The sequence below is a fragment of the Novipirellula herctigrandis genome, from assembly GCA_007859835.1.
GTDB lineage: Bacteria > Planctomycetota > Planctomycetia > Pirellulales > Pirellulaceae > Novipirellula_A > Novipirellula_A herctigrandis.
The window spans coordinates 7,941,703-7,963,835 of record SJPJ01000001.1; the positions used below are offsets into that span (position 1 = coordinate 7,941,703).

The following is a 22,133-nucleotide window of genomic DNA, read 5'->3' on the forward strand; positions in this document are numbered from 1 at the left end:
GTTTTCGCGTCACTGTCCTTTGTTTTGTTAGGCTCGATACAGCTAAATGGCGCTGAGTTCGCGGAGCGACTGCAACGGGCTCTCCGTTCCTCGGCGGACGTGACAGCGGCTGAAGATGCTGCCGGTGCGGTCGATGGAATCGTCACAGGTTCTTTCAGCACGCACACAATTCAAGATAGTCCCGCTTGGTGGCAAGTCGATTTGGGAAGCGTCCAATCCATCGGTTTGGTGCGTATCGTTGCACCGCACCAGAGTGAACGGTTGGCGAAGTTTGCATTGTTAGCATCGGACAATGGGAAGCAGTGGGTAACGGTCTATCGACACGGCCTCACTACAAACGCGGACAAACAAATTGATGCCAAGTTGGCAAATGTCAAGACTCGTTTCCTTCGCATCGTAGCATCGGAGCCTACGTGGATGCATCTTGACGAGGTGATGGTGTTTGCACCGGATGACCATCGAACGAACCTTGCCTTGAAAATGCCATGTACTCAATCGAGTGTCAGCAAGTGGTCGACTCGCTCGGTAACGCTTACTCCTTCCAATACCGATTGGCGTTTCCGGTACGACTTGGCTCGAACGACGTTAGCGTCACTATTGAATCAAGTGGACGACGGTGAAGAACTCGCGTCGATGCGCGAAGACATGATTGCCCGCCGTGTTCCGCTTGACGACGAGCGTTGGAATCAGCTCTACAACGAAATTCGAGAAAAGGCGGACCGTCTGAATGATGTGCGTCAACAATTTGCATTAATTGACTTGGATGCTTTCCAGCGAGCGATGGAAGACCTCGTCGTTCGCTATCCCGACCGCTATCCCGACGCCGATGCGATTCGCACGCGAATACACGCTTACCATTCATCGATTGATTCGCTGCGGAATCAAACCTCGGTTGGGCGAAAGGGTGCCTGGAGCGAGGCGGCCGAATTGGTGCGTTTTTATCGTGATGTGCTGTTTCGCAATCCACGTTTGGACTTTTCCAAAATGGTGGTCGTGCGTCGGCGTCTTGGTGATGAGGCGCGTTCGGCAATGGGGAAAAAACTAGGCGTTGGGACGTTGAATGCGCATACTAATGACACCATGCCGCGCCGTGGTTGGGACAACGAAATCGCTCAGTTATCGAATTTGTTGAGCGAACCGATGGTAGAAACGCTTTACAACACCGACGGTCGATTGATAACGGATTTGGAAGTCGATTTTGATGCGACCCGAATGATGTTTTCGTCGATTGGTCTGAAGCAAGACAATTGGCGCGTGTTCGAGATGGACTTGTCGATTGATGGATCCGTGGAACCGAATGTTCGCCAAGTGACTCCCGATGACGGAGAGGATGTCGGGCACTTTGACTCGTGTTATCTGGCTGATCCGGACGAGTTGATCTTTTGTTCGACCGCCTCTTATCAGGGACTTCCGTGCGAGTATGGTGCACGGCGAATGACATGCTTATACAAACAGAATCGCGGGACCGGTGAAATCCGACAATTGACTTTTGAGCAAGACAGCGATTGGAATCCCACCGCATTGCCGGATGGGCATGTGATGTATCAACGCTGGGAGTACAGTGACTTGCCGCACAGCAATAGCCGGATTTTGTTCCAAATGAATCCGGACGGAACGCAGCAGATGGCGTATTACGGTTCGGGGTCCTATTTCATGCCGTCGTATTTTTATCCACGCCCGATTCCCGGCCATGACTCGCAGATTGTTGGCATCGCGACCGGACACCATGGCACGCCTCGGAGCGGTCGGATGATCGTGATTGATCCCAAACTTGGGCAACGTGAAGCAGAAGGTGTCGTCCGAGAAATCCCCGGCTGGAACAAAACCGTTGAGCCAGAGGTACGAGACCGGCTGGCTGATTTCGGATGGCCACATATCCTGCATCCTTTCCCGCTCAGCGAAAACGATTTTATTGTCGCGATGAAGCCGGGCCCCGATGCTTTGTGGGGCGTTTATTTGGTCGACATATTCGACAATTTAACGTTGCTCTATCAAGAAGAAGGTTGTGCGATTTTGGACCCGATCCCGTTAACCGTGCGCGAGCGGCCACAATGGTTAGCCGATAAAACCGTGCCGGGCGAGAAGAACGCAACGGTCTTTTTAGCCGATGTTTACGCAGGTCATGGCTTACAGGACATCCCGCGTCATACCGTCAAGCAGCTACGGATAGGAGCTTACTACTTTAGCACCGACGGCACGGGCGGGTTGCTCGGATCGATCGGAGCGGACGGGCCCTGGGACATCAAGCGGGTGCTCGGGAACGTGCCAGTGGAGGATGACGGTTCCGCGTCATTTACCATTCCCGCCAACACTCCGATTTTCATGCAGCCACTCGATGACGAGGGCAAAGCCGTTCAATTGATGCGCAGTTGGATGGTTGGGATGCCGGGGGAAGTGGTGTCGTGTGTGGGATGTCACGAGAACCAAAATACCGTTGGATCGCTAGGGCAAACCAAGGCATCGCTGCGACCGCCGACGCCGATCGAAATGAATTCCAAGGCGGTTCGCGGTTTTAGTTTTCCACATCAAGTGCAGCCTGTATTGGATCGTTACTGTGTCGGTTGTCACAATGGCTCACCAGCGGCGGAGTTGCCTAAGATCGACGGCATTACGTACCCGACCGACATTTTGTGTGATCAAGATAACGGTGAAGGGCTTGTGGATTTGCGAGGGGACCAAACGATTACCGATTGGAAGAGCAAACATGGCGGAAACTGCGGTGGCGGAGCACGCGGCGGCAATTTCCCGGTTTCCTATGTTGCTTTGGAACGATACGTAAGGCGAAATGGCATCGAAGGACCTCTGCAAATGCTTTCGCCCGCTGAGTTTCATGCCGATACAACCGAGTTGGTCCAGATGCTTCGCGAGCGGCGCCATTACAATGTCCAGTTGGATGCGAATTCGTGGCAGCAACTCATTACATGGATCGACTTGAACGCGCCCTGCCATGGCACTTGGTCCGCGGTCGGTGAGCAACCGGCTCAGCGAGTCAAGCAGCTGAACGGGCGGCGAATCGAATTGGCCCAACGGTATGCTTCGATTAGTACGGACTATGAGGAGCAAGACCCGTTGCCGAACAAATTATCGTTCCAACCGCCGTCTGCGATGCCAAGCAAACAAGGTGAGAGAATCCGTAATCCTTCGGCCACGGATTGGCCGTTTTCAGCCGATAAGGCGGTGACAAAACAAAGCGACGATGCCACTTGGTCGATTGACTTGGGCAGCGGCATCGAACTTGGCTTGGTGCGTATTCCAGCGGGTGAGTATGTCAACGCCGCGGGCGAGTTGAAGATAGTGGACCAGCCGTTTTGGATGGCACAGTTCGAAACGACCAACGAACAAATGCGTTGTTTCGAAGCTGAATTCAATTCACGTCGCGAGGACCGATACGGGTACCAATTTGGACGTCTGTGCTACAACATGAACGGAGACGAAATGGCAGCCGTCCGAGTGGATTGGAATCAAGCCAATGCGTTTTGCCAGTGGCTTTCAGAGCAAACGGGGCAAACGTTCTCGCTACCCAGCGAAGATCAATGGGAGTGGGCTTGTCGAGCCGGCAGCGAGCGTGATTTCTGGTTCGGTAACCTCGGAGACGACTTTACGCCGTACGCAAACTTGGGCGATGTTCGGCTCTCGGAATTTGCTGCTAACACGAACACCGGATATTACACAACGACGGCATTGATCCCCAATCCCGGCAAGTATGACGATCGTGTTCCGCGAGACCGAAAATGGGATGACAAAATCTTTTTAACCCAACGTTTCCCACGCGATGAGACGGGCGTTATGTTATCAACGCCGATGTATCAGGCTGCCCGTCCGGATGGCGAGCAGGGGATGCCGCAAGCGTCCTCGTTTACGCCCAATCCGTGGGGATTGTATGATACGCACGGAAATGTTTGGGAATGGACGTCGTCGCGAAACGAGGCGGAGCGAGTACTGGCTTGCGGAGGCTCTTTCTATGATCGACCAAAACGATGCTCGGCGGGAAGTCGCGTCGATTACAAACCTTACATGAAAGTCTTTAACGTGGGGTTCCGAGTCATTTGTAGCAGTGAAAAGCAATGAAAATACTACTAACGGGTTTGTTCCTGACCGCCCTTTTTACATCCGCCTTTGCCCAATCCGATAAAGGCAACGCGGACGCGATCCAAACCGGCGTCTCCCATCCGTTTGTTTGCTGTGATTACAGCAGCGGCAAAGTCTTGATCGTGTCGGCGGATGGCAAGGTCCAGTGGGAATACCCCGCGCCAAATTGTAACGACCTTTGGGTGTTGCCCAATGGCAACCTGTTGTTCGTTACGGGGCATGGAGTGAAGGAAGTCAATCGAGCGAAAGATGTTGTCTTTTCGTACCAGTCGGAAAGTGAGATTTATGCTTGTCAGCGACTCGAAAACGGCAACACCTTCATCGCAGAGTGCAACGCGGGCCGACTGCTCGAGGTCGATCCTAAAGGCGAGATTGTTAAACAGATTCATTTACTCCCCGTGGGAAAAGACGGTGGTCACAGTTTTATTCGAAACGCGAGAAAACTTTCCAACGGACACTACTTAGTGACCCATTACGGTGAGGCCGTCGTCCGTGAATATGACGCGGAGGGCGATCCGTTGGTCGACTTTTTGGCCCCCGGTGGACCGCACAGTGCGATACGATTACCCAACGGGAATACGTTGATCGCATGCGGTGACTCCGGCAACGAACCGGCTCACGTGTTCGAATGCGATCCGCAAGGCAAGACGGTTTGGCAAGTGACAAGCGAAGATTTGCCCGGAATCAAGTTGGCCTTCATGTCTGGATTACAGCGACTACCTAGTGGAAACACCGTAATGACGAATTGGTTAGGTCACGGTCGTTTCGGCAGCGCGCCGCACGTCATTGAGGTCACACCTCAGAAGAAAGTAGTGTGGACATTCGCTGACCATAAAGCCATCAAGACGATTTCGACGATCCAACTTCTGGATGTGCCCGGTGACGTCACCAAAGGCGAAATCCTGCATTGAGTTGTCTATCCGGAGGCTGTGCTCTGTTACTCTGTGAGTCGGTTTCTTTGTGGGTCGGTGGCTAGTTGGATTCGTGTTGTTTCATAACCGCAGGTTATGTCGAGCGATATGTTCGTCGGCACTTCGCCGCAGAGGCACATTGTTCCAGGTGAATCAGTTGGCACAAGGTCGTTTTAGTTCGACCGAAGTTTTTCACGTGCTCGCGTTAATTGGCGTCGGGCGGCTTTGGCTTCCGCATCGAAGCTTTGCAGCGGAGACGTTTCTTCGATATCCTTCTGCAGATCGAAAAAACTGCCGTCGTCGTATAACTTCCATCGGTGGTTCCGAATCGACTCACGTGCTTCCTTCTTGTTGCGGCCAAAACCCCAGTAGTGGCAAAACACAAAGTCGCGTTTACTTGCCTCGCCACCTTTCAATCGCTCGGCAAACGAAACTCCATCGATGATCCGGTCGGTCGGCAGTTCTGCCTCGGCGAGATCAGCAATGGTTGTGAAGAAATCGCTAAAATCGATCAAGTCGTTGCAAGCGTGACCAATCTGTTGATAAGTCCCGCGGTACTGAGGCCAATCGATGATCAGGGGCACGTGTGTGCCTCGGTGGTTCATCAAATCTTTGCCACCGGGGATATCGCCATGATCCGTTTGGGTCAACGGACCCTCCCAAGCACCGTCACGCCGCGTTGGCTGGACGCCGCGTGGAAGCTGGTTCGCGTGACGCACCTTGTCGATTCCCAATACCTTTGGGTATCCCTCGGGCGCGGGTGCCGTCACCTTTACCGGATACGTTGTGCCATTGTCTCCCGTGAACATGATCAACGTGTTTTCTCGCTGACCGGTCGCTTCGAGAGTCTCGACGATTCGACCCACCAAAACGTCCACATACTCAACCATATCCTTGAAGTACTTCAGCTCTGATATTGGTGCACCGCTCTTGTCACCATCAACTGATCGTGGCGAGGGGGCGAAGGGTGAGTGTGGCAAGATCATTGGATAGTACAAAAAGAACGGTCTCTTGCGATCGGCTTGCCGCTTGATGAACTTGGTTGCGTATTCCGAAAGCATGTCCGGGCCATATTGCTGTTCGCTTTCATACAACTTGCCGTTGGCGACAATCACAGGGTAACTCCAATACCGCTCACGTCCTCTTGTGCTTCGCTCAAACGGCTCCGCAGGCACGATGGCGTTTTGCAGGCAGTATTCGTCGAATCCCATTTCGATGGGTGTCGCATAATCACCACCCAACTGCCATTTGCCCGTCATGCACGTGCGGTAACCCGCGTTCTGCAACACTTTGCCGAAGGTGATTTCCCGAGTATCGAATTTACCAAATCCGGTGTAGTTTCGATGTGCATATCGCCCGGTCATGATTTTGACGCGAGACGGCGTACACAGCGGTTGTGCAAAACAGTAGTCAAACCGCATTCCCACGGACGCCAAGTGGTCCAGCGCCGGCGTTTGGTAAGCCGTGCATCCGTACGCACCGATGCACTCGGCACCCAGATCATCTGCCATGATCAGTACGACGTTCGGCCGATCCAATGACCGCGTTTTACTGTTATCCGATAACGGTTCGAGCACGACACTGCGCAGGTTGACCGCCCGCCACGATTGCCCCGGTTTTGCGATCAGCTGATACGGGTGATCTGCCTCCAAATCAACTTGTCCAACGAGTTGTTCGCCGGTATCGCCCCAGTTTTGACGGGATGGCAGAATCGAGGTGAATTTTTGGCCGGCCACCGACAAAACGATGTTTGCCGGGTGCGGTGCCGCATACTGGACGAACACGCGATGCGGACCGGAAGCCTTCGCAGTGAAGCTCCACTCTGCCCACTCGCTTGGTTCTCGCCAATGCGAGATCACTTGAGGGCCTTTGCGAATCTCCGTTCCGTGCAGCGTTGCATCGACGGCCGATAGTTCCTGGGCGTTCTTACGGATCGTCCGTTTTGGCTCCGCAGCGGTCATCGGTGCTTCGGTAGGAGCATCTGGATTTGGCTTGCGATTCTTCGGACTGCCCCAACATTGGCTTGGTGGCAGTAGGCTGTCCCAGGCGTCGAACTGATCCTGCAACTGCTGTTTGATATCAGCGTGCTTGCCGCTCAGATCATGATGCTCACCTGGATCTTCGACCAAGTTGAACAGCATCGTATCGCTATCCGCTGGACAACTGGCGTCGTTCCAGGCTAGCTTCCAATCGCCATTACGAATGGCATAGTCATCGTCACGCCGCCAATACAATAGATCGTGAGGACGCTGATCTTCCTTTTTACCGCTCAGATACGGCATCAAATCGACACCGTCAAACGGAAAGCCCTGCGGTGTTTGCTTGATTCCCAATTGCGAAAGAATCGTGGGCGCGACATCGAGATTAACAACCGGATGATCATAGCGACTTCCTGGCTTGATCTTTCCTGGCCAACGCATCACGAACGGCACGCGAATACCGCCTTCGTAAGTATCGCCCTTGAAACCACGAAACGGTCCTGGGCTGGACATCGTGCAATCGCCGCGTTCCTTTTGCATATCCTTGGTTGGGTGATCGAGACCCTGGCCTCGTGGCGAACCGTTGTCACTGATGAACATCACAAGCGTGTCGTCACTGACGCCCGACTTTTCGAGTGCTTGCATGATGCGGCCGACACCATCGTCCATCGCCAGCACCATGCCGGCAAAGAAACGCCGGTCTTCGATATCGCTAAGATGCTTGGTTCGCTGGAGGTATTTATCGGGGACTTGCCACGGATGATGAACCGCGTTGTAGGCCACGTAAAGAAAGAACGGCTGCTCGGTGTCTCGCTGGCCTTCGATGAACCGGACCGCTTCGTCGCTGAACGTGTCGGTCAAGTAGCCTTCGTACTCACCCTGCATCTTATTGTTTCGAAATAGCGGCCAGAGTCCCTTGTTTTTGCCGAAAACTGGACGAGCTTTTTCGTAGTCATGAGCGCCGTTGAGGAACCCGTAGTAGGAATCGAAACCACGAGCATGAGGACGCATCGACTCGTGCAGCCCTAGGTGCCACTTGCCGACCATTCCACAGCGATATCCGGCGGATTGTAGTATCTCCGACAGCATCGGTTGCGATTTTGGCACGCCGGCAAACGGAAACTTGGGGTCGTCCGGAAATCCGCTGGTGTTTGGATTCTCACCGCACCCCATTCGTTGTTGATAGACGCCGGTCATTAGTCCACTTCGCGAAGGGCCACAGACCGAAGCCGAGACGTAGCCTTGCGAGAATTGCACGCCATCGGTTGCCAAACGATCGATGTTGGGAGTGAGGATGTCGTTGACACCGTGGTAGCCTACGTCGCCCCAACCCATGTCGTCGGCATAGATCAGTACGACATTGGGACCGTCGACGGGTTTGTTCGTGTTAGCCCGTTGTTCTGACTTGCGAGATTTTGGCTGTTTCGTGGCCGATGATTTTTGCTGATGGCCACGTTTATGAATCTCAGGTTTGGCCTTTCTCGCTTTCGACTGGACATCAAGCTGATTTAAGTAAGCGGCGACCGTTTTCTTGTTGTCACGTTCGTGGAACACATCCCGCATCGGATCGTTGGAACTTTCCATCAACTGAACCATCGCCCGTTGGTGCTTTTGAATCACGACTTGGTGATGGGGACTGTCAATCAAGTTGTCCAGGCCATCGGGATCTTGGTTCAGATCAAAGAACTGTTCGGGCACGCTATGGTTGAACAAGTGCAATCGCTGTTGCATCCGCTTGTCACCCTCATTAGCGAGTCGCTCGATTTCAGCCGTCGTCGCCATGCCGCGTGTTGCCGTCGCGAACCGCCGTTCCCCATCGGACCATAGGTTGCAGATATAGGAGTAGTCTTTCGAGACAACTGCACGCATCGGCTGCCGATTTCCGCCCACGTTCTCTTCGTACATCACGTAGGTGAACTCACGATCGGTTTGACGCTCTCCCTTCGTAATCGATGCAAACGAACGGCCGTCGAGTCCCTCGGGCTGCTCGATTTCAACCGCCTCCAGCAAGGTTGGCAGGAGATCCACCGTGCCGATGACATGCTGGTTGTCTTTTGCTCCTGCTTTGGTCACTCCCGGCCAGCGGATCATCAGCGGCGTGTGCGTGCTGTGGTAGTACATCGCCGTCTTGGCGAACGGGAATGGCATCCCGTGATCGGAAAAAAAGACGACGAACGTGTTGTCATAGACACCGGAATCTTTTAACGCCCGAATGACGTTGCCGAAGGAGTCGTCGGCGCGGCGCACGCTGTTGTAGTAGGCGGTGACTTCCAGACGCGACAGCGGCGTGTCGGGCAGAAAACTCGGCACGATGACCTCTTCTGGCTTGAAAATGCGGCTTGGCGGGTTGTCCCTATCTTGGCCAAGCAGGTCGGTGCTAACGGTTCCTTTCTTGTACGAAAAGCTGTACAGCGCGGTATGTGGATCGTGAATATCCATTGAGAAGTAGAAAGGTTTGCCGGCAGCCTTGGCGGCGTCGATTCCTTTCTTGGTGTATTCGTAGAACGTCCGGGTGTCACGAATGTTGATTCGGTTGGCTTTCAACTCTTCGTCAAAGTTGATGTCCCACGCGGGATAGGGATGGTAGGGGGACGAATGGCTGGATTTGCCCCGGATCATCGTGAAGTAGCCGTTCTCACGAAGAATGTCTGGTGTCGTTTTGTACGTCACTTGTTGTTTTGGCAACTGGTAAAAACCCTCGATGCCGCTGTTGAACAGATATCGCCCGGTCATCACGACATTTCGCGACGGAATACAGCTACTGGCGTGAACATGAGCGTGATCGAATCGCATCGCGGCCTTGGCAAATTGGTCCATGTTCGGAGTCGTATCCGGAACGGCGCAACCGAAAACACCAACGGAGTCGCAATTCATGTCGTCAACGGTCAGGACCAGAATGTTTGGTCGTTCTTGAGCGCCGGCTGGAACAGCGATCATGCAAACGATCGCGATTGTTTGAAGGAGAGTTTTCATTTTGCTCTATTCATTTACTTCGAGTTGCGTGTTGGAGAAATAATCGGGATCGTGATAGGGTTTGGGCTTGCCAAAGTTGGGGTCACGGAAACCAAGGTTTCCATTCCAACCCCATTGAGGCGGCATCAAAGTCTTTTCCCACTTGTCATGCTGGCGAATGAGCGTTTGCAGTTCCTCTGGTCGGCTTGCTGCCAAATCATGCTGCTCACCGATGTCGTTTGCCAGGTCGTACATTTGCCAAGTCTTGCCATTGTCAGTCGATAAGGCCTTCCTGTCACCTTGGCGGATCGCCTTACGCGGGCCCCATGCCCAATACAGCGTTCGCTTTGGCCGGTTTTTCTTGGCGCCAACAGCCAACGGCAATAAATCGACGCCGTCCAGTTTCCAATCCGGGTCGATCTTTCCGCCTGCTGCTTTGATAAAGGTTGGCATCAAGTCCAACGAAATGACCGGATGCGACACTGCCTTGCCAGCCGGGATCTTGCCTTTCCACTGCAGGCAAAACGGGACACGCAGGCCGCCTTCCCAGAACGTCGCTTTCTTGCCTCGAAGGGGGCGATTGGGTGATGACTCATGGCCGCCGTTGTCACTGAGGAAGACAATCAAGGTGTTCTGTTCCAGGTCATTGCGCTGCAATGCCTCCAAGACACGACCGATGTTTTGGTCCATCGAATCAAGCATCGCCATTACTCGACGACGCTCATCGTTTGGCTCTTTCGAATACCTCTCCACGAAATCCTTTGGTGCTTGAAACGGGCCGTGAATCGCGTTGAAGGGGATGTAGCACAAGAACGGCCGATCTTTGTTCGCGTCAATGAACTCAATGGCATGATTGGCTAGCATGTCGGTCAGGTAATTTTGCGTATCACGAACCAGTACGCCCTTGTGGTTCACCTGGTCATGCGTAATCCCACGGTCCGCATAGGATGAACTCACAATCGTCTTGTTATGAAAGATTGGATTGTGCAACCGATTCATGTCGCCCAGATAGTTCGACGCGCCATTGTTAAAACCATAGAACTCGTCCCAGCGGTTGAATGCCATGATCGCTTCGGCATCACCATCGTGAGTCTTGCCAAACAAACCGGTGGCGTACCCGAGTGCCTTAAGACGCTCCGATAGGATAGGAAGATCAGCGGGGATGCCGGGCTCGACATTTTTGTTGCGTCGGAAGGGCCCAATATTGTCCCAGAAACCAAAACTTTGTTGGTATCGACCGGTCAGCATGCCGGCGCGCGACGGCGCACAAACGGCACACGTGACGTAGCCGTCTGTGAACACGACTCCGCTTTCAGCGATCGAATCGATGTGAGGTGTAGCAACTTCGCCGCCCTGGTAGCCCACGTCGCCGTACCCCAAATCATCAGCAAAAATGAGGACAAAGTTGGGTTTGGGCGACGATGCGTCAACGGCGGTTGTTGTCAGGGCGAATACCGTCAGCAGCGCGATGGCGACGCACACTCGATTGTTGGACGTGGTGGCCCGAGGCCGTGTGTTGTTCGTTTTGTTCATGCTGAGTGGGGAGTTCGTTGATTGTTTGACAGGCGAGCTCTTTAAGAAGTCGAATGAAACGCCGGCAGGATATGGTCTTCCAGGATCTCGAAGGGTTTACGCATGGCTTGGTTTTTGTTGTGACTTGTGACAACGACGATCAAGTCAAGTGACGGGAGTATGAAAATGAATTGACCGCCAGCGCCACGTGCGGAGATGCAGCGGTGTATCTCCGTTCCAATTTTCGCATCGCTTCCCCACCAGAAATGGCCGTAAGTGTGCCCGACCTTGTTCGTGTAAAGCGGGCTCACCGCCTTGTTGATGAACTGCTCGTTCCACAGTTGCTCGCCGTTCCACCTGCCACCGTCAGCGATTACCATCCCCAGTTTGAGCATGTCACGCGAACGCAGGCTCGACCCAGCGGCCGCTTTGGGCAATCCGCTGACGTCCAGTTGCCAGGTATAGTCCGAGATGCCTAGGCGGTCGAAGATCTCTCGGCGGATGAAGTCTTCCGCAGTGCCCGGGACAACGGCCTCGACAACCTGCATCACCAACGACGGGTCGGCGCCCTGGTATTTGTAGGTCTTCGAGGCGGCAGTTATCGGCGCGGTTGAGGCGAGGATCATTTCCGCCTGCATCTGCCCCTTGAGGCCACCGGGCCGACGCCGTGCCGCTTGAGCCCTCTCGTCGGAAACGCGGATGCCCGAATGCATGTTTAGGCAATCGGCGACGGTGATTTGAGCAGTGCCCGTGGCCAGCTTCGAGTGGTCAACGTTCTTCAGATAATCCACGACGGGCGCATCCAGATCGTCGATAAAACCCCCTTCGATGGCTCGGCCAAGAGCCAAGGCGGTTAGCGACTTGGTGATCGACATCTGATAGTGGGGGAAATCTGCACGACCGCGACGAAAGTAACTTTCCAGGACAAGCCGTCCACTCGATGCGACAAGGAGGGAGTCGATATCTCCAAAGTCTCCTTCGGCAATTTGCTGTGCAAGCCGCTGCATCGTGTGGGCATCGCAACCTGCATCTTCGAGTCTGCCGACTTCGATACCGTCGCTCAGCGGATCGGGCTCGGTATCGATGATCGGTTGTGCCAGGTCCGGCAACCTGGATTCCCGTTGATACGAGGTGTCGCGAGCGTTGATGCCCGTTTTCTCTTCCGAGAGGCCGTCGGCCGGTGCGGCTTCGGGCTCGGCGACGTCGTATTGTTTGCGTAGACGCTCGAGATTCCGTTTCATCGCATCTCGGATCTTTGCGTAGTCGGGATTTGCATGAACACTGCGTAATTCGTGCGGATCTTTTTCTAGGTCGAACAGCTCCCAATCTTGTTCGGGGAAGTAATAGTTGATCAGCTTGTATCGCTCAGTGCGTACGCCCTCGAAACGGGGCAGGTTGTAGGCGCCGTCCATGTAGTAGTGGTAGTAGATGGAATCACGCCAATCCTTTGGCGTCTCGCCTTCGAACAAAGGAACCATGGATCGGCCTTGGACTTCCTTAGGAATCGGAACACCGGCGATGTCCAAGAATGTTGGCGCGTAATCGATGTTCTGGACCATGGCGCGAACATTCATGTTTGGTTTGATCTTACCCGGCCAACGCATCATCAGTGGCATCGAGACTGTTTCTTCGTACATCCACCGTTTGTCGTTCCATCCATGTTCGCCGGTGAAGAAGCCTTGGTCCGAGCTGTAGACGACGATTGTGTTTTCTGACAATCCTTGCTCATCCAACCAATTCAAGATCCGACCCACGTTATCATCGATCGCGGCAACGCAACCGAGGTAATCTTTCAAGAATCGTTGGTACTTGTAACGATCGAGCGGTCTGCCTTCCAACTTTCCAGCCGCTCGAAGACGGCGGTACTCGTCATTCTCTGGGTCGTACGAACGATGAAACGCGTCTCGTTGTGCCTGCGTCATCCGGCCCAAGAACTGAAATTCGCGCTGGTTCATGTCATACTGGCCGGCCGGTGGCGTGATATTCAGGATATGCTCCTGCATCCCGAATAGCCGCATCCAGCATGTTTCGGCATAGTGCGTGCGTCCTTGGTAGTCGTCAAACAATGTGTCCGGTTCGGGTACATCGCGCCCATCGCAGATATCCATATGCCGCGGTGGGGGAATTCGGTGGATATGGGGTGCCTTGAACTGGCACATCATCATGAATGGTTGTCCCGCTGTGTGTTGCTTCTTCATCCACGCAATCGACTGGTCCGTGATGACGTCGGTCGAATAGCCTTCGATCTGTTCCGTGCTCCCGTCCATGCACTGAAACTCGGGGTTGTAATAGTGCCCTTGGCCTCCGGCACCGGCAAGCAGTTTCCAATGATCAAACTCGTTTGTCGGCCAGCCGCGCAGATGCCATTTACCGATCACGGCAGTCTGATACCCTGAGCGTGAAAGTGCCCTTGTAAAAACGAACTGGTCGCTCGTCCAGGGCGAACCGTTGCGAGTGACTCCGTTCTTATGACTGTGCTTGCCGGTCAGTATCGAGGCCCGTGAAGGGCAACAAATCGAATTCGTGCAATAGCTTCGTGTGAACAGCGCACCTTCTTTGGCGATGCGGTCGATGTTCGGTGTCTCGTTCAGTCCGCTGCCATAGGCGCCGATGGCCCGCAGTGCATGGTCATCGCTGAAGATGAAGACAATGTTGGGGCGTTCGTTGGCTTGGGTTTCGTTAGCACTTGATTTTTTTTCCCCACCAATGGATGTGAAGGCACAGACCAATAGAAGTCCGAGCAAGGCGCGATTCATCATGGGTTTCCTGAGTTGATGGGTAGGTGACTTGGTCATTGTGTTGCCGTCGGTCGGTTTTGAATTCGAATGGCGTCCATCGAGAAACGTACGTCTTTGCCCTCTTGTCCGATAACCTCGAAGGCAAGGCGTACTGGTCCGTCTGAAGCAAATGACTGGGAACTCTCATTAGCTTGTTTCATTGAGATGGAGACGCGCCGGTTCGATATCGTTGCTCGACATTGATTCATCAGTGGATCGATTTCAATGAAACATCGTATGGAGACTCCTTGCAGGACTCGGAGTGTCAGCGGCTCGGTGTGTTTGCTGCTTGAAGGCCTGAACTGCCATGCCAAATGTTCGGATCCTGCTTGCCAAATCTGGGCTGCCTCGAATTCCCACAGTGGAAGGTTGGACGCAGTGGAGTTGTCCTCAGCGCCAATCAAACGGATGCTCTTGACATCTTGCGGCTCACAATCCAGACGCAACAATAACTCAACCGTAAAGGGCTCGTTGGTAGAAAACCGATCGACGGAGCCGAAACTGCGTGCGACACGAACCTGACACGATTCAGTCGAATTGTCTGCTGCCGCGGCGATCCCCAAGAAAAACTCAGTGCCAGGGAACAGCGTTGGCTCGCTAAAGACGCCTGTTTCGTTTTCAATTATCGAGCCGGCGCGAGTCTGTATTGCCCAGGCATCTTGCCAGCCTCGCCCCTTTCGCCCCGGGAATTCTTGACCCGAACCTGGCCCAAATGGTTCCCATACCATTCTTTGCCGGAACAGCGAATCGCGAGCATCTCGATACGGTGCCAAGTGAATCGGCTCGTGACGCATGCGTCCTGCTTTGTCGACTCGGACGGCAAGCCCGGCCAGCACGATCTGCGAGTCATTCTCTGCTGACGATGTCAGTTGCACTTTACCGTCAAAGACACTCAACTCGGTTTCGCCATCGTTGCTGACCGTCAAGCCGAACTCGGTACCAAGATCAACAACATTGGCATTCGGCGTCGAAACCGAAAATCCTTCGGCCCCATCAGGCACATAGGCAGCCATCCGACCATGATGCAACACGGCATTGTCAAGCGTTCGGATCTCGTAGTCAGCCGGACCTTGAATCGTCACCGCGACTCCGTGTTGGTAGCTGAGTCGGACGATGCCGTGGCGCAAACGAATGCGGCTTGGCGGCACTTTGTCGCCGACATTAAGAGATTGGTGTCCGGGTGCCCAGGAGACATCCGTCAAATCAGCGACTAGGGCAATCGACGGCACCTTTTCATGTCCTGTTTGCCACACGACACCGGAGACAACGAACAACAGCGTGGCTGCCACGGCCATGACAGGTTTCCAACGTTTCGATCGCGAGGATCGGCCCACGGTTTCCGGTAACAACGTGATAGGTGCTTCTTCGCGGTTTGGTTGGCTGACTGGAAGGTTTGGTTGGCTGACTGGAAAACGTGCTTCCAACAAAGCTTCCAATGTCATGAACCGTAGGAAGTATTCACGTGCCGAGGCGTCGGACAGCAGTAGGCGTTGGAGATGTTCTTGTTGTACGGGCGAAATCGTTCCGTCTCGATAGGCGGAAACGAGTTCGAACGTGTCGTGGTTTGGTTGACCGTTGGAGTTCATCCGACACCTCCGCCGGCGGTTGGCTCGCTTTGGTGCTCAATACATGCCAAAAGCGAATTATAGAGCCGAGTCAGGGCGCGGCTGATTGTTGATTCGGATTTGCACAGCAGTCCGCCGATCTCCTTGTTGGTCCGCCCTGAGAGGAAACGTTCATCCAACATCCGGCGGTCGTCTTCCTCCAAGCGATCCAGGCATTCGTCCAGTGTGGTATGCATGCCTGCAAGTTGGTCATGCAGCAATTCGGCATCGCTGGCGAGCACTTCGATCGTCTCGTGATCCAGCAGGCATGCATTTCGCTGAGCTTTCTGACGAAAACTCAGCGTTTGCAGTCTCGCCACTTTGCACGCCCAGCGGTCAAAATGTGTCCCCTCTTGGAACTCATCAAATCGTCTCCACAGCACCGACGCGGTATCCTGAAGTACATCCTCCGCGTCGTGCTGATTCAATCCAAGTGACCGGATTGCTGCATAGATCTTGGGCTGATTGGCGACCAGCAGTCGCATGAAACGATCATGGTTGTCAATCTGGGGCATAGGACAAATTGTTTCCTCGGATACCGACTCGGGACCAGCGCCCGTTACCTACTCAATATGACAGAGCCACGCTTTCTTGCACAATTCTTTGAAATCTCGGTAACTTTCTCCTGAGTTCACGCTTTTGGGTGTCTCGCATCGAAGCCTATCAGGGCCCCCCGCAGAGTTCAGGATCTTGATCACACGCATTCAAATTGGATCGCCGAGGTAGCATACCGCATCAGCCGAGACTTCTCTTGTAGAGTTAAAACGACACTGGCTGGATGGGGCGGAGACTCAGCAAGTGCCGTCAATCTCCGCATCGAAGACAGAGAAAACTTTTCAAACTTTCACGAAAACGGGCCTGCACGGGGAGTTTTTATTCGGCAATCACACCAAATCAGTGTTGGTGAACACTGCCGCGTCCGATTCAGCGGCGTCGGTCCCATTCTTGAAATCGACGCCGCATCGTGTTTCCGGGATACTTGGGAGCGGTCTTCGATCGCTAACGGGGTAACCATTTCGGGCAAAGTCTATCGTCATGATTCCCGTGCCAAAAAGGAAGAGTGTAAAGAGTATCCGCGTCACCACGGCAAGGCGTGGAACTCGAACGCTACGTTTTTCCAATTGTTTATTGCATTTGGTTCATGCCCGCACGCACTCGCCTACGCCGTTTTCAAAAGCGTCGTTATCTACGTTTGGCTGCGTTTTATCAGGTCTTTCTTTCAAGCACGGAGGCTCGCCTTGGATCGCAACGATAGGCCAAATGACGACGAAGACAAATTGCCCGATGACGTTGCCGATGCTTGGGCTGCGGTTTTGATCGATGTGCACGAGAAGACGAAAGATAAGGCAACCACTGCTGCGGCCGAGGATACTGATCGGATGCCAATGGAAGCTCTGGAAAAACGACGAGCCAAGAACGAACCGATCGGCACCAAATCCTCGGATGTAGACTAATGGCGTACCGTTACCATTTTCTACATTCGGAGATTCATCATGTGCCAGCACGGCGAACGAATTGCGATCACCGGGTCGTAGCGGAGGACGACACGGCTCCGGTGCATCGCAATGTCATCCGCCCGATTGGTCTTTTGCTACGTCAAGGAGTTCGATACAGGCTATGCGATCGAACGAAATGTACGCCTGTGTACCGGGGAACTCGACGTCCAATCGTGTGAATTTTGTGTATTTGTCAGTTACGATCCCACCAAGAAACCGCTTGCCGCTAATGTCAGTAAACGTAGCGTTCACAAGAACCGTTCGTTGGACGCCTCCCATACTTTGACCGCCTCCGGGGCCAATGTTGAAAGTGACCAAGCAAGGTGAATCGCCGAACTCGTTAATGCCAGGGAGTTGGGATGTCGCGGTGCTATCGGCTAACGAGATTCGGTACGTCGCGATTGCTGTGAGTGCGATGATGAATAGAGCCATCGAATGTTTTGTGAGATTTTTCATACCACGAAGCCTGGGGGGATGTGCGTTGGATGGATAGGTTTTCAGTCGGATTACATCTCGCATCAGCGGGTGCGAGGAGAAAAGTATAGGTACAGGAAACAGTGCATCGAGCACTCCGCTGGATGCGTTAGTTATCCGGCATTAGTGCCATACCCCGACGAAGGTCGGCTGATCGCTATTGCTCCCTCTGAAGTGGGCACCCGCACTGCGGGCAGGTTGTAGCGCGGAGAGACACGAATCGCCCACAATCCGGGCACGGTTTTAAGTTGGGGTTGCTACCGGACGCTTTACGGCTGCGTGTCAGGACGACGACCAACGCAACCACGACGGCAACCGGGATGAACAAGATGACGCCGATGATGATCAGCTCCATCAGGCCCGGTGCACCAAAAGCAAGCATGTGATTGTTCCTGGTTTAGTGACGATCCAGCTGGCTGAAGCTTCGCCCAAGAGATTGATGGCAACGTTGGGATCCGACGACCAGCCGGACAACGATGTAATTATCGCCGGTTCTAAACTCTGCGTCAACAGTTAGGGGAACTGGTACCACACGGTGGCGGCAACACGATCGGCGAATGGCTCCCATATTTAACATAAAGCACCGGTTCGCTCATGGATGAGATAACGCCAACACGAATCTACAACGACGGACCTTGCTTCCCGCGAACGACGCTGGCCGTTGAAGCGGAGAAGGCGTATCGGGATTGGTTCGCGAAGACCGCGATGGGCGTTCCCGATTGGAAACAGCCAAATCGGACGCTGTTTCGTGAATTGATGTTGGCCAGGGACAGTGTTCGTGCAAAAGCTGTCGGTGGGGACCACGGGGTTTGTCTGTTTCGGCCAGACCACCCAATCGATGCATCGATGGCTCGGGGGCGTGCTCAGGCGGTCTGGATCGCGATCGAGGGATGGGAACACTTCTCTGCTATCGGCTTCGATACGCGGACGATCGGCACCATTGCGATGCGCGGCTGGAACACGCGAGTGCAGCGGTGGGCCAAGGGGTTATTGCGTCCGGACAAAATCGACATGCCACCACGGCCTCACGAAGACATCGATAGCGATACCCAAGACCAACTCGACGAAATCCGCGATCTACTAAAGCTGACTGACGATAAGCTCCCACGTGCGGCGGATATCCGGCCGCGAAGCCTGCGGCGATTGCTCGATCGTTTTCCACTGCTCAAGCGGCCAATCATTCATGGCCTACTTCGTGCCGGCAAAACGATGAACGTCATCGCTCCACCGAAGGTCGACAAGTCGTGGTTGGCTAGCGACATGGCGTTGTCCGTGGCTACCGGCCGTCCGTGGCTCGGTTGGTTCGACACCGAACGGGGCGACGTGCTGATCATCGACAACGAACTACATCCGACGACTTCGGCGAACCGGATTCCCAAGGTGATGGACGCTCGTGGTATCACGCCCGACGACGTCGCCGACCATTTGTTCGTCTCGAACCTTCGCGGAAACCTCAAAGACATCCGTTCGCTCGGGCAGTACTTCGACCACGTCTTTGAAAACCGTTTTAAGATGATCGTCATTGACGCGTTCTATCGGATGCTTCCAGCTGATTCCGACGAGAACGACAACGCTGCGATGGCGAGCGTTTACAACACGATTGATCGCTACGCCGAGATGCTCGGTTCGGCTTTCGTGTTAATCCACCACACCAGCAAGGGCAACCAGTCCTTTAAATCTATCACCGACGTCGGTGCGGGCGCTGGTAGCCAAGCTCGGGCGACCGATTCGCACCTAGTGCTTCGGCCGCATGAACAAGACGGAGCGATCGTGCTCGACGCGGCAGTACGTTCCTGGCCGCCCGTCGATCCTGTCTGTCTGCGATGGAACTTCCCTGTATGGGATGTGGAAATGGAACTCGACCCAACCAACCTGCGAAACGAATCTCGACGCCGAAAGACCAAGCCAGACAAACCGGCCGACGTGCCGGAGTGGACCGCTGAGCGGTTCGCGGATGCGTTTGTGGGTGTTGAACCGAAACCGACCGTGGTGATCACGACTGAGGCGAAAGAGGCAGGGCTGTCCGAACGTCGGGCGAGTACCTTGCTCAAGCAGGCCGAGGCCACCGGTCTGGCCCACCGTTGGCGGTTCGCGCCCAACAAACCCATCCAATATTCAACCCAACCGCAACCCGCAACCCCGTCCGAACCAACCGGCTAAACGCTCCCGCCCGTGCGCGCACACACCCCCTAGTACCCCCCTGGGTGCGTGCACGAGCCACGCCCCAGGGGCCAGGGTTTCGTGTGCGTGCAAACGCGGGAGGACGAACGAGCGAACGAGAACGCCAACAACCAAACCAAACGCGACACGAGCGAACGTGTGTGGCAGTGTGGCCAAGCTACGAGGCCTCGCCGTCGCCGACCGAACGCTCGATAGCTTCCAACCGTTTCTCGATCCGCTGGAGCGTAGCGGCAAGGGCAGCAATTTCGGGCAGTACCAATTCGCGAATGGCGCGACGCGTATTTAGACGGTTCGTAAGGATGTCGGAGTATCGCGGAGCCAATTCCGGTTCAAGCGACACGAAATCGCTGGCTTTGTACCGATGCTCACGACAAAGGAAATCCTCGTCAACGTACATATCCCGGTCTTTGATTTGCTTCGCGGTTGGCTGGGGCCAAGGTACGCACGAGACCGCAGCACCGTCCGAGTACGTGAATGCGGAATAGTAGATGCGTCGTCGACGCGGTTTTTTAGCCATTTCAAACCTCCAATGATGCTTTAGGTACTCCGGCGAAAACCGGTTCTCCCGTCACGCCAGCGGGAACAGCCACGCTTATAGGCACACTTTGTTTAATTTGTCCGAACGAATTTCAGCCCGCAAAACACACGGAAATTCGCTTCGGCGAGCCCATTCTCTCGCAAGGACGCACTAATGGACATGGAACAAGTAATCGCCGATGCCAAAGACCTCTGCTACCGCGTCGCGCCCGCTGAGCTATCCGGTTCGCCGCTATGGGTTGTTCCGCAAACCAACCTACCACCGATGCTTGGAAGAGACACGGTTTGCTACGGCTACACGTCGCCAAGCCTCGATATGCACCTGCACCATACGTTCGCCGATTGGGAAGGCGTCCGTGGGCCAGTGATCGTGTTGGGCAACCTCAATATCCAGCGTGACTTCCCGCAGCGAACGTACAACAAGCTGCTCGGCACGACGCTGCACGAACTGGCCCACATCCTAGAACGCCCATCGCTGTTCCAACCGCGTCCGTACAACCAGCGGTACATCCGCGCCGAAGCGATCCGTATCGCCGAGGCCGTTTCTCGCGACGAGGAGGGCGATGGAACGACGCCACCATGGACGACGCATGAATCGCGGTTCATGCGTATTGCGTACCACCTGCCGCCATCGTGCGGCCGGTCTCGGCTTCGACATCCGAGCGGACGAGGTCTACAGCCCCGAGCGGTTCGGCATGTCACCGGCCAACCCCTTTCTACAATCAACACAGTCGCGCAAGCGATCAAGCCCGAAGCGGACGCGTTGTGTGCCGCATCGTTCCGCCAGATCTGCTCACAACCCGTCACGCCCGGTTTCAAGGCCATCTACGAAGCCGACAAACGTTCTTGGATCAATTCCCATCACCAACGCCAAAGGAACCACGATGAATTTGACATCACTACTTGAAACGATCACCAACCGCCAACGCCAGCGACGGATCACCAAGTGGTCTGACTACCGGCGATTGGTCGCCAGCATCTGCGACGGCAAAGAACCAGACGCCGACAAGATCGCTACCGTGCTGGCCGACAACGAACGGACGCTCGAGGAACTTCGCCACGACGCCGAATTACTGGCCCGCCGTCGCAATCTGCGTGACGAGTACGACGCGATCGCGCCGCTCGAAAGCGAAGCGACCAAACTCGCCAAGCAGATCGACGGTGCCGAGCAAGCCCTCGCAGCGTTGACGGCAAAGCACGAAGAAGAAATGTCGCCTCTCTACATCCGGCGAACGGAGATCAACACGATCCGCACGCGAGCGTCCCAGGCCCGCATGGAACTCCGCAACACCTGCGAGGACCGTGAACTGGTCGCTGAATACGATTCGGTCGTCGAAGAACTCAGCGCGGCCGACCACACGCGAGCGTCCCTCGCCGAAGAAATGGACAAACGCGAAAGCTGGATGCGGCACGACAAAGAGAAAGCCGAGGCGACGCCGTTCAAGAACGAAGCGAACCGCTACACCGAGCAAGCCAAACCGCACGAAGCCATCCTGGCTGACCTGCGAGCCAAATTTGAGCCAGCCGAAAACACGGTCAGCGCGTTGCAAGCACGCTTGTCAGATATCGAAGACCGTTTGCTTGAACCGTAAACGCCACGCCGCTGGCCAACTCTGCTCTT

At 54.7% G+C, this 22,133-nt stretch carries 15 protein-coding genes and 1 pseudogene; 7 read left to right on the forward strand and 9 right to left on the reverse strand.

Going from position 1 to position 22,133, the window contains the following annotated elements; genetic code table 11:
- Positions 1-99: 99 nt before the first annotated feature.
- The 3 genes and pseudogenes from CA13_RS35815 to CA13_RS28930 all read left to right on the forward strand — a co-directional run.
- Positions 100-396, forward strand: a pseudogene (locus CA13_RS35815) (discoidin domain-containing protein); the annotation flags it as partial.
- A gap of 1,524 nt (positions 397-1,920) precedes the next feature.
- On the forward strand, positions 1,921-4,068 hold the full coding sequence (locus CA13_RS28925; RefSeq protein WP_473087516.1) for an HzsA-related protein: 2,148 nt from the start codon (positions 1,921-1,923) through the stop codon (positions 4,066-4,068).
- Positions 4,065-5,000 (forward strand): aryl-sulfate sulfotransferase, encoded by a 936-nt coding sequence (locus tag CA13_RS28930; RefSeq protein ID WP_146402589.1) that lies wholly within the window; start codon positions 4,065-4,067, stop codon positions 4,998-5,000. The genes CA13_RS28925 and CA13_RS28930 overlap by 4 nt, the downstream gene beginning before the upstream one ends.
- 173 nt (positions 5,001-5,173) lie before the next feature.
- Here the strand turns inward: CA13_RS28930 and CA13_RS28935 are convergent, their stop codons facing one another.
- The 6 genes from CA13_RS28935 to CA13_RS35820 form a co-directional block, all read right to left on the reverse strand.
- Positions 5,174-9,952: a sulfatase-like hydrolase/transferase gene (locus tag CA13_RS28935; protein ID WP_146402590.1), complete on the reverse strand. Its 4,779-nt coding sequence runs from the start codon at positions 9,950-9,952 to the stop codon at positions 5,174-5,176.
- A 6-nt stretch (positions 9,953-9,958) separates the two neighbouring features.
- Positions 9,959-11,464, reverse strand: coding sequence for a sulfatase-like hydrolase/transferase (locus CA13_RS28940; protein ID WP_146402592.1), 1,506 nt, complete (start codon positions 11,462-11,464; stop codon positions 9,959-9,961).
- A gap of 41 nt (positions 11,465-11,505) precedes the next feature.
- Entirely contained in the window at positions 11,506-14,202 is a 2,697-nt protein-coding gene (locus CA13_RS28945; protein WP_419194966.1) for a sulfatase/phosphatase domain-containing protein, read from the reverse strand.
- Between the two features lie 32 nt (positions 14,203-14,234).
- Positions 14,235-15,806 carry a FecR family protein gene (locus tag CA13_RS28950; protein ID WP_146402595.1) on the reverse strand — a complete coding sequence of 524 codons (1,572 nt, stop codon included), beginning with the start codon at positions 15,804-15,806 and terminating at the stop codon, positions 14,235-14,237.
- A complete protein-coding gene (locus tag CA13_RS28955; RefSeq protein ID WP_146402597.1) occupies positions 15,803-16,339 on the reverse strand; it encodes a sigma-70 family RNA polymerase sigma factor in 537 nt (178 codons plus the stop codon). The genes CA13_RS28950 and CA13_RS28955 overlap by 4 nt, the downstream gene beginning before the upstream one ends.
- 369 nt (positions 16,340-16,708) lie before the next feature.
- On the reverse strand, positions 16,709-16,861 hold the full coding sequence (locus tag CA13_RS35820) for a hypothetical protein (protein ID WP_419195189.1): 153 nt from the start codon (positions 16,859-16,861) through the stop codon (positions 16,709-16,711).
- Positions 16,862-17,062: 201 nt separating this feature from the next.
- On the opposite strand from CA13_RS35820, the gene CA13_RS28965 reads away from it, so the two are divergent.
- Complete coding sequence (locus CA13_RS28965) at positions 17,063-17,278, forward strand: hypothetical protein (RefSeq protein ID WP_146402600.1); 216 nt, start codon at positions 17,063-17,065, stop codon at positions 17,276-17,278.
- Between the two features lie 114 nt (positions 17,279-17,392).
- Here the strand turns inward: CA13_RS28965 and CA13_RS28970 are convergent, their stop codons facing one another.
- Positions 17,393-17,776: a hypothetical protein gene (locus CA13_RS28970; protein ID WP_146402602.1), complete on the reverse strand. Its 384-nt coding sequence runs from the start codon at positions 17,774-17,776 to the stop codon at positions 17,393-17,395.
- 175 nt (positions 17,777-17,951) lie between these two features.
- Positions 17,952-18,176, reverse strand: coding sequence for a hypothetical protein (locus CA13_RS28975; protein WP_146402603.1), 225 nt, complete (start codon positions 18,174-18,176; stop codon positions 17,952-17,954).
- Positions 18,177-18,388: 212 nt separating this feature from the next.
- Between CA13_RS28975 and CA13_RS28980 the strand changes: the two genes are divergently transcribed.
- Positions 18,389-19,954 carry an AAA family ATPase gene (locus CA13_RS28980; protein ID WP_146402605.1) on the forward strand — a complete coding sequence of 522 codons (1,566 nt, stop codon included), beginning with the start codon at positions 18,389-18,391 and terminating at the stop codon, positions 19,952-19,954.
- Positions 19,955-20,132: 178 nt separating this feature from the next.
- Here the strand turns inward: CA13_RS28980 and CA13_RS28985 are convergent, their stop codons facing one another.
- Positions 20,133-20,492: a hypothetical protein gene (locus tag CA13_RS28985; protein WP_146402607.1), complete on the reverse strand. Its 360-nt coding sequence runs from the start codon at positions 20,490-20,492 to the stop codon at positions 20,133-20,135.
- A gap of 174 nt (positions 20,493-20,666) precedes the next feature.
- Here CA13_RS28985 and CA13_RS28990 point away from each other — a divergent pair, with 174 nt between their 5' ends.
- Together CA13_RS28990 and CA13_RS28995 are read left to right on the forward strand one after the other, a co-directional pair.
- The gene (locus CA13_RS28990; RefSeq protein ID WP_146402609.1) at positions 20,667-21,419 is read left to right on the forward strand and encodes a hypothetical protein; all 753 of its coding nucleotides are present in this window, start codon (positions 20,667-20,669) and stop codon (positions 21,417-21,419) included.
- Complete coding sequence (locus CA13_RS28995) at positions 21,397-22,104, forward strand: hypothetical protein (protein ID WP_146402610.1); 708 nt, start codon at positions 21,397-21,399, stop codon at positions 22,102-22,104. Before CA13_RS28990 ends, CA13_RS28995 begins: the two co-directional genes overlap by 23 nt.
- The last annotated feature ends 29 nt before the right edge of the window (positions 22,105-22,133 follow it).

Excerpts from the sequence above, each read along its gene's own strand:
- CA13_RS28970 (WP_146402602.1), bottom strand. The coding sequence starts at position 17,776 with ATGAAAAATCTCACAAAACATTCGATGGCTCTATTCATCATCGCACTC.
- CA13_RS28925 (WP_473087516.1), top strand. The coding sequence starts at position 1,921 with ATGAAGCCGGGCCCCGATGCTTTGTGGGGCGTTTATTTGGTCGACATA.
- CA13_RS28975 (WP_146402603.1), bottom strand. The coding sequence starts at position 18,176 with ATGCTTGCTTTTGGTGCACCGGGCCTGATGGAGCTGATCATCATCGGC.
- CA13_RS28995 (WP_146402610.1), top strand. The coding sequence starts at position 21,397 with ATGAATTTGACATCACTACTTGAAACGATCACCAACCGCCAACGCCAG.
- CA13_RS28930 (WP_146402589.1), top strand. The coding sequence starts at position 4,065 with ATGAAAATACTACTAACGGGTTTGTTCCTGACCGCCCTTTTTACATCC.
- CA13_RS28955 (WP_146402597.1), bottom strand. The coding sequence starts at position 16,339 with ATGCCCCAGATTGACAACCATGATCGTTTCATGCGACTGCTGGTCGCC.
- CA13_RS28980 (WP_146402605.1), top strand. The coding sequence starts at position 18,389 with ATGGATGAGATAACGCCAACACGAATCTACAACGACGGACCTTGCTTC.
- CA13_RS28940 (WP_146402592.1), bottom strand. The coding sequence starts at position 11,464 with ATGAACAAAACGAACAACACACGGCCTCGGGCCACCACGTCCAACAAT.
- CA13_RS28935 (WP_146402590.1), bottom strand. The coding sequence starts at position 9,952 with ATGAAAACTCTCCTTCAAACAATCGCGATCGTTTGCATGATCGCTGTT.
- CA13_RS28945 (WP_419194966.1), bottom strand. The coding sequence starts at position 14,202 with ATGATGAATCGCGCCTTGCTCGGACTTCTATTGGTCTGTGCCTTCACA.
- CA13_RS35820 (WP_419195189.1), bottom strand. The coding sequence starts at position 16,861 with ATGACGATAGACTTTGCCCGAAATGGTTACCCCGTTAGCGATCGAAGA.
- CA13_RS28985 (WP_146402607.1), bottom strand. The coding sequence starts at position 20,492 with ATGGCTAAAAAACCGCGTCGACGACGCATCTACTATTCCGCATTCACG.
- CA13_RS28950 (WP_146402595.1), bottom strand. The coding sequence starts at position 15,806 with ATGAACTCCAACGGTCAACCAAACCACGACACGTTCGAACTCGTTTCC.
- CA13_RS28990 (WP_146402609.1), top strand. The coding sequence starts at position 20,667 with ATGGACATGGAACAAGTAATCGCCGATGCCAAAGACCTCTGCTACCGC.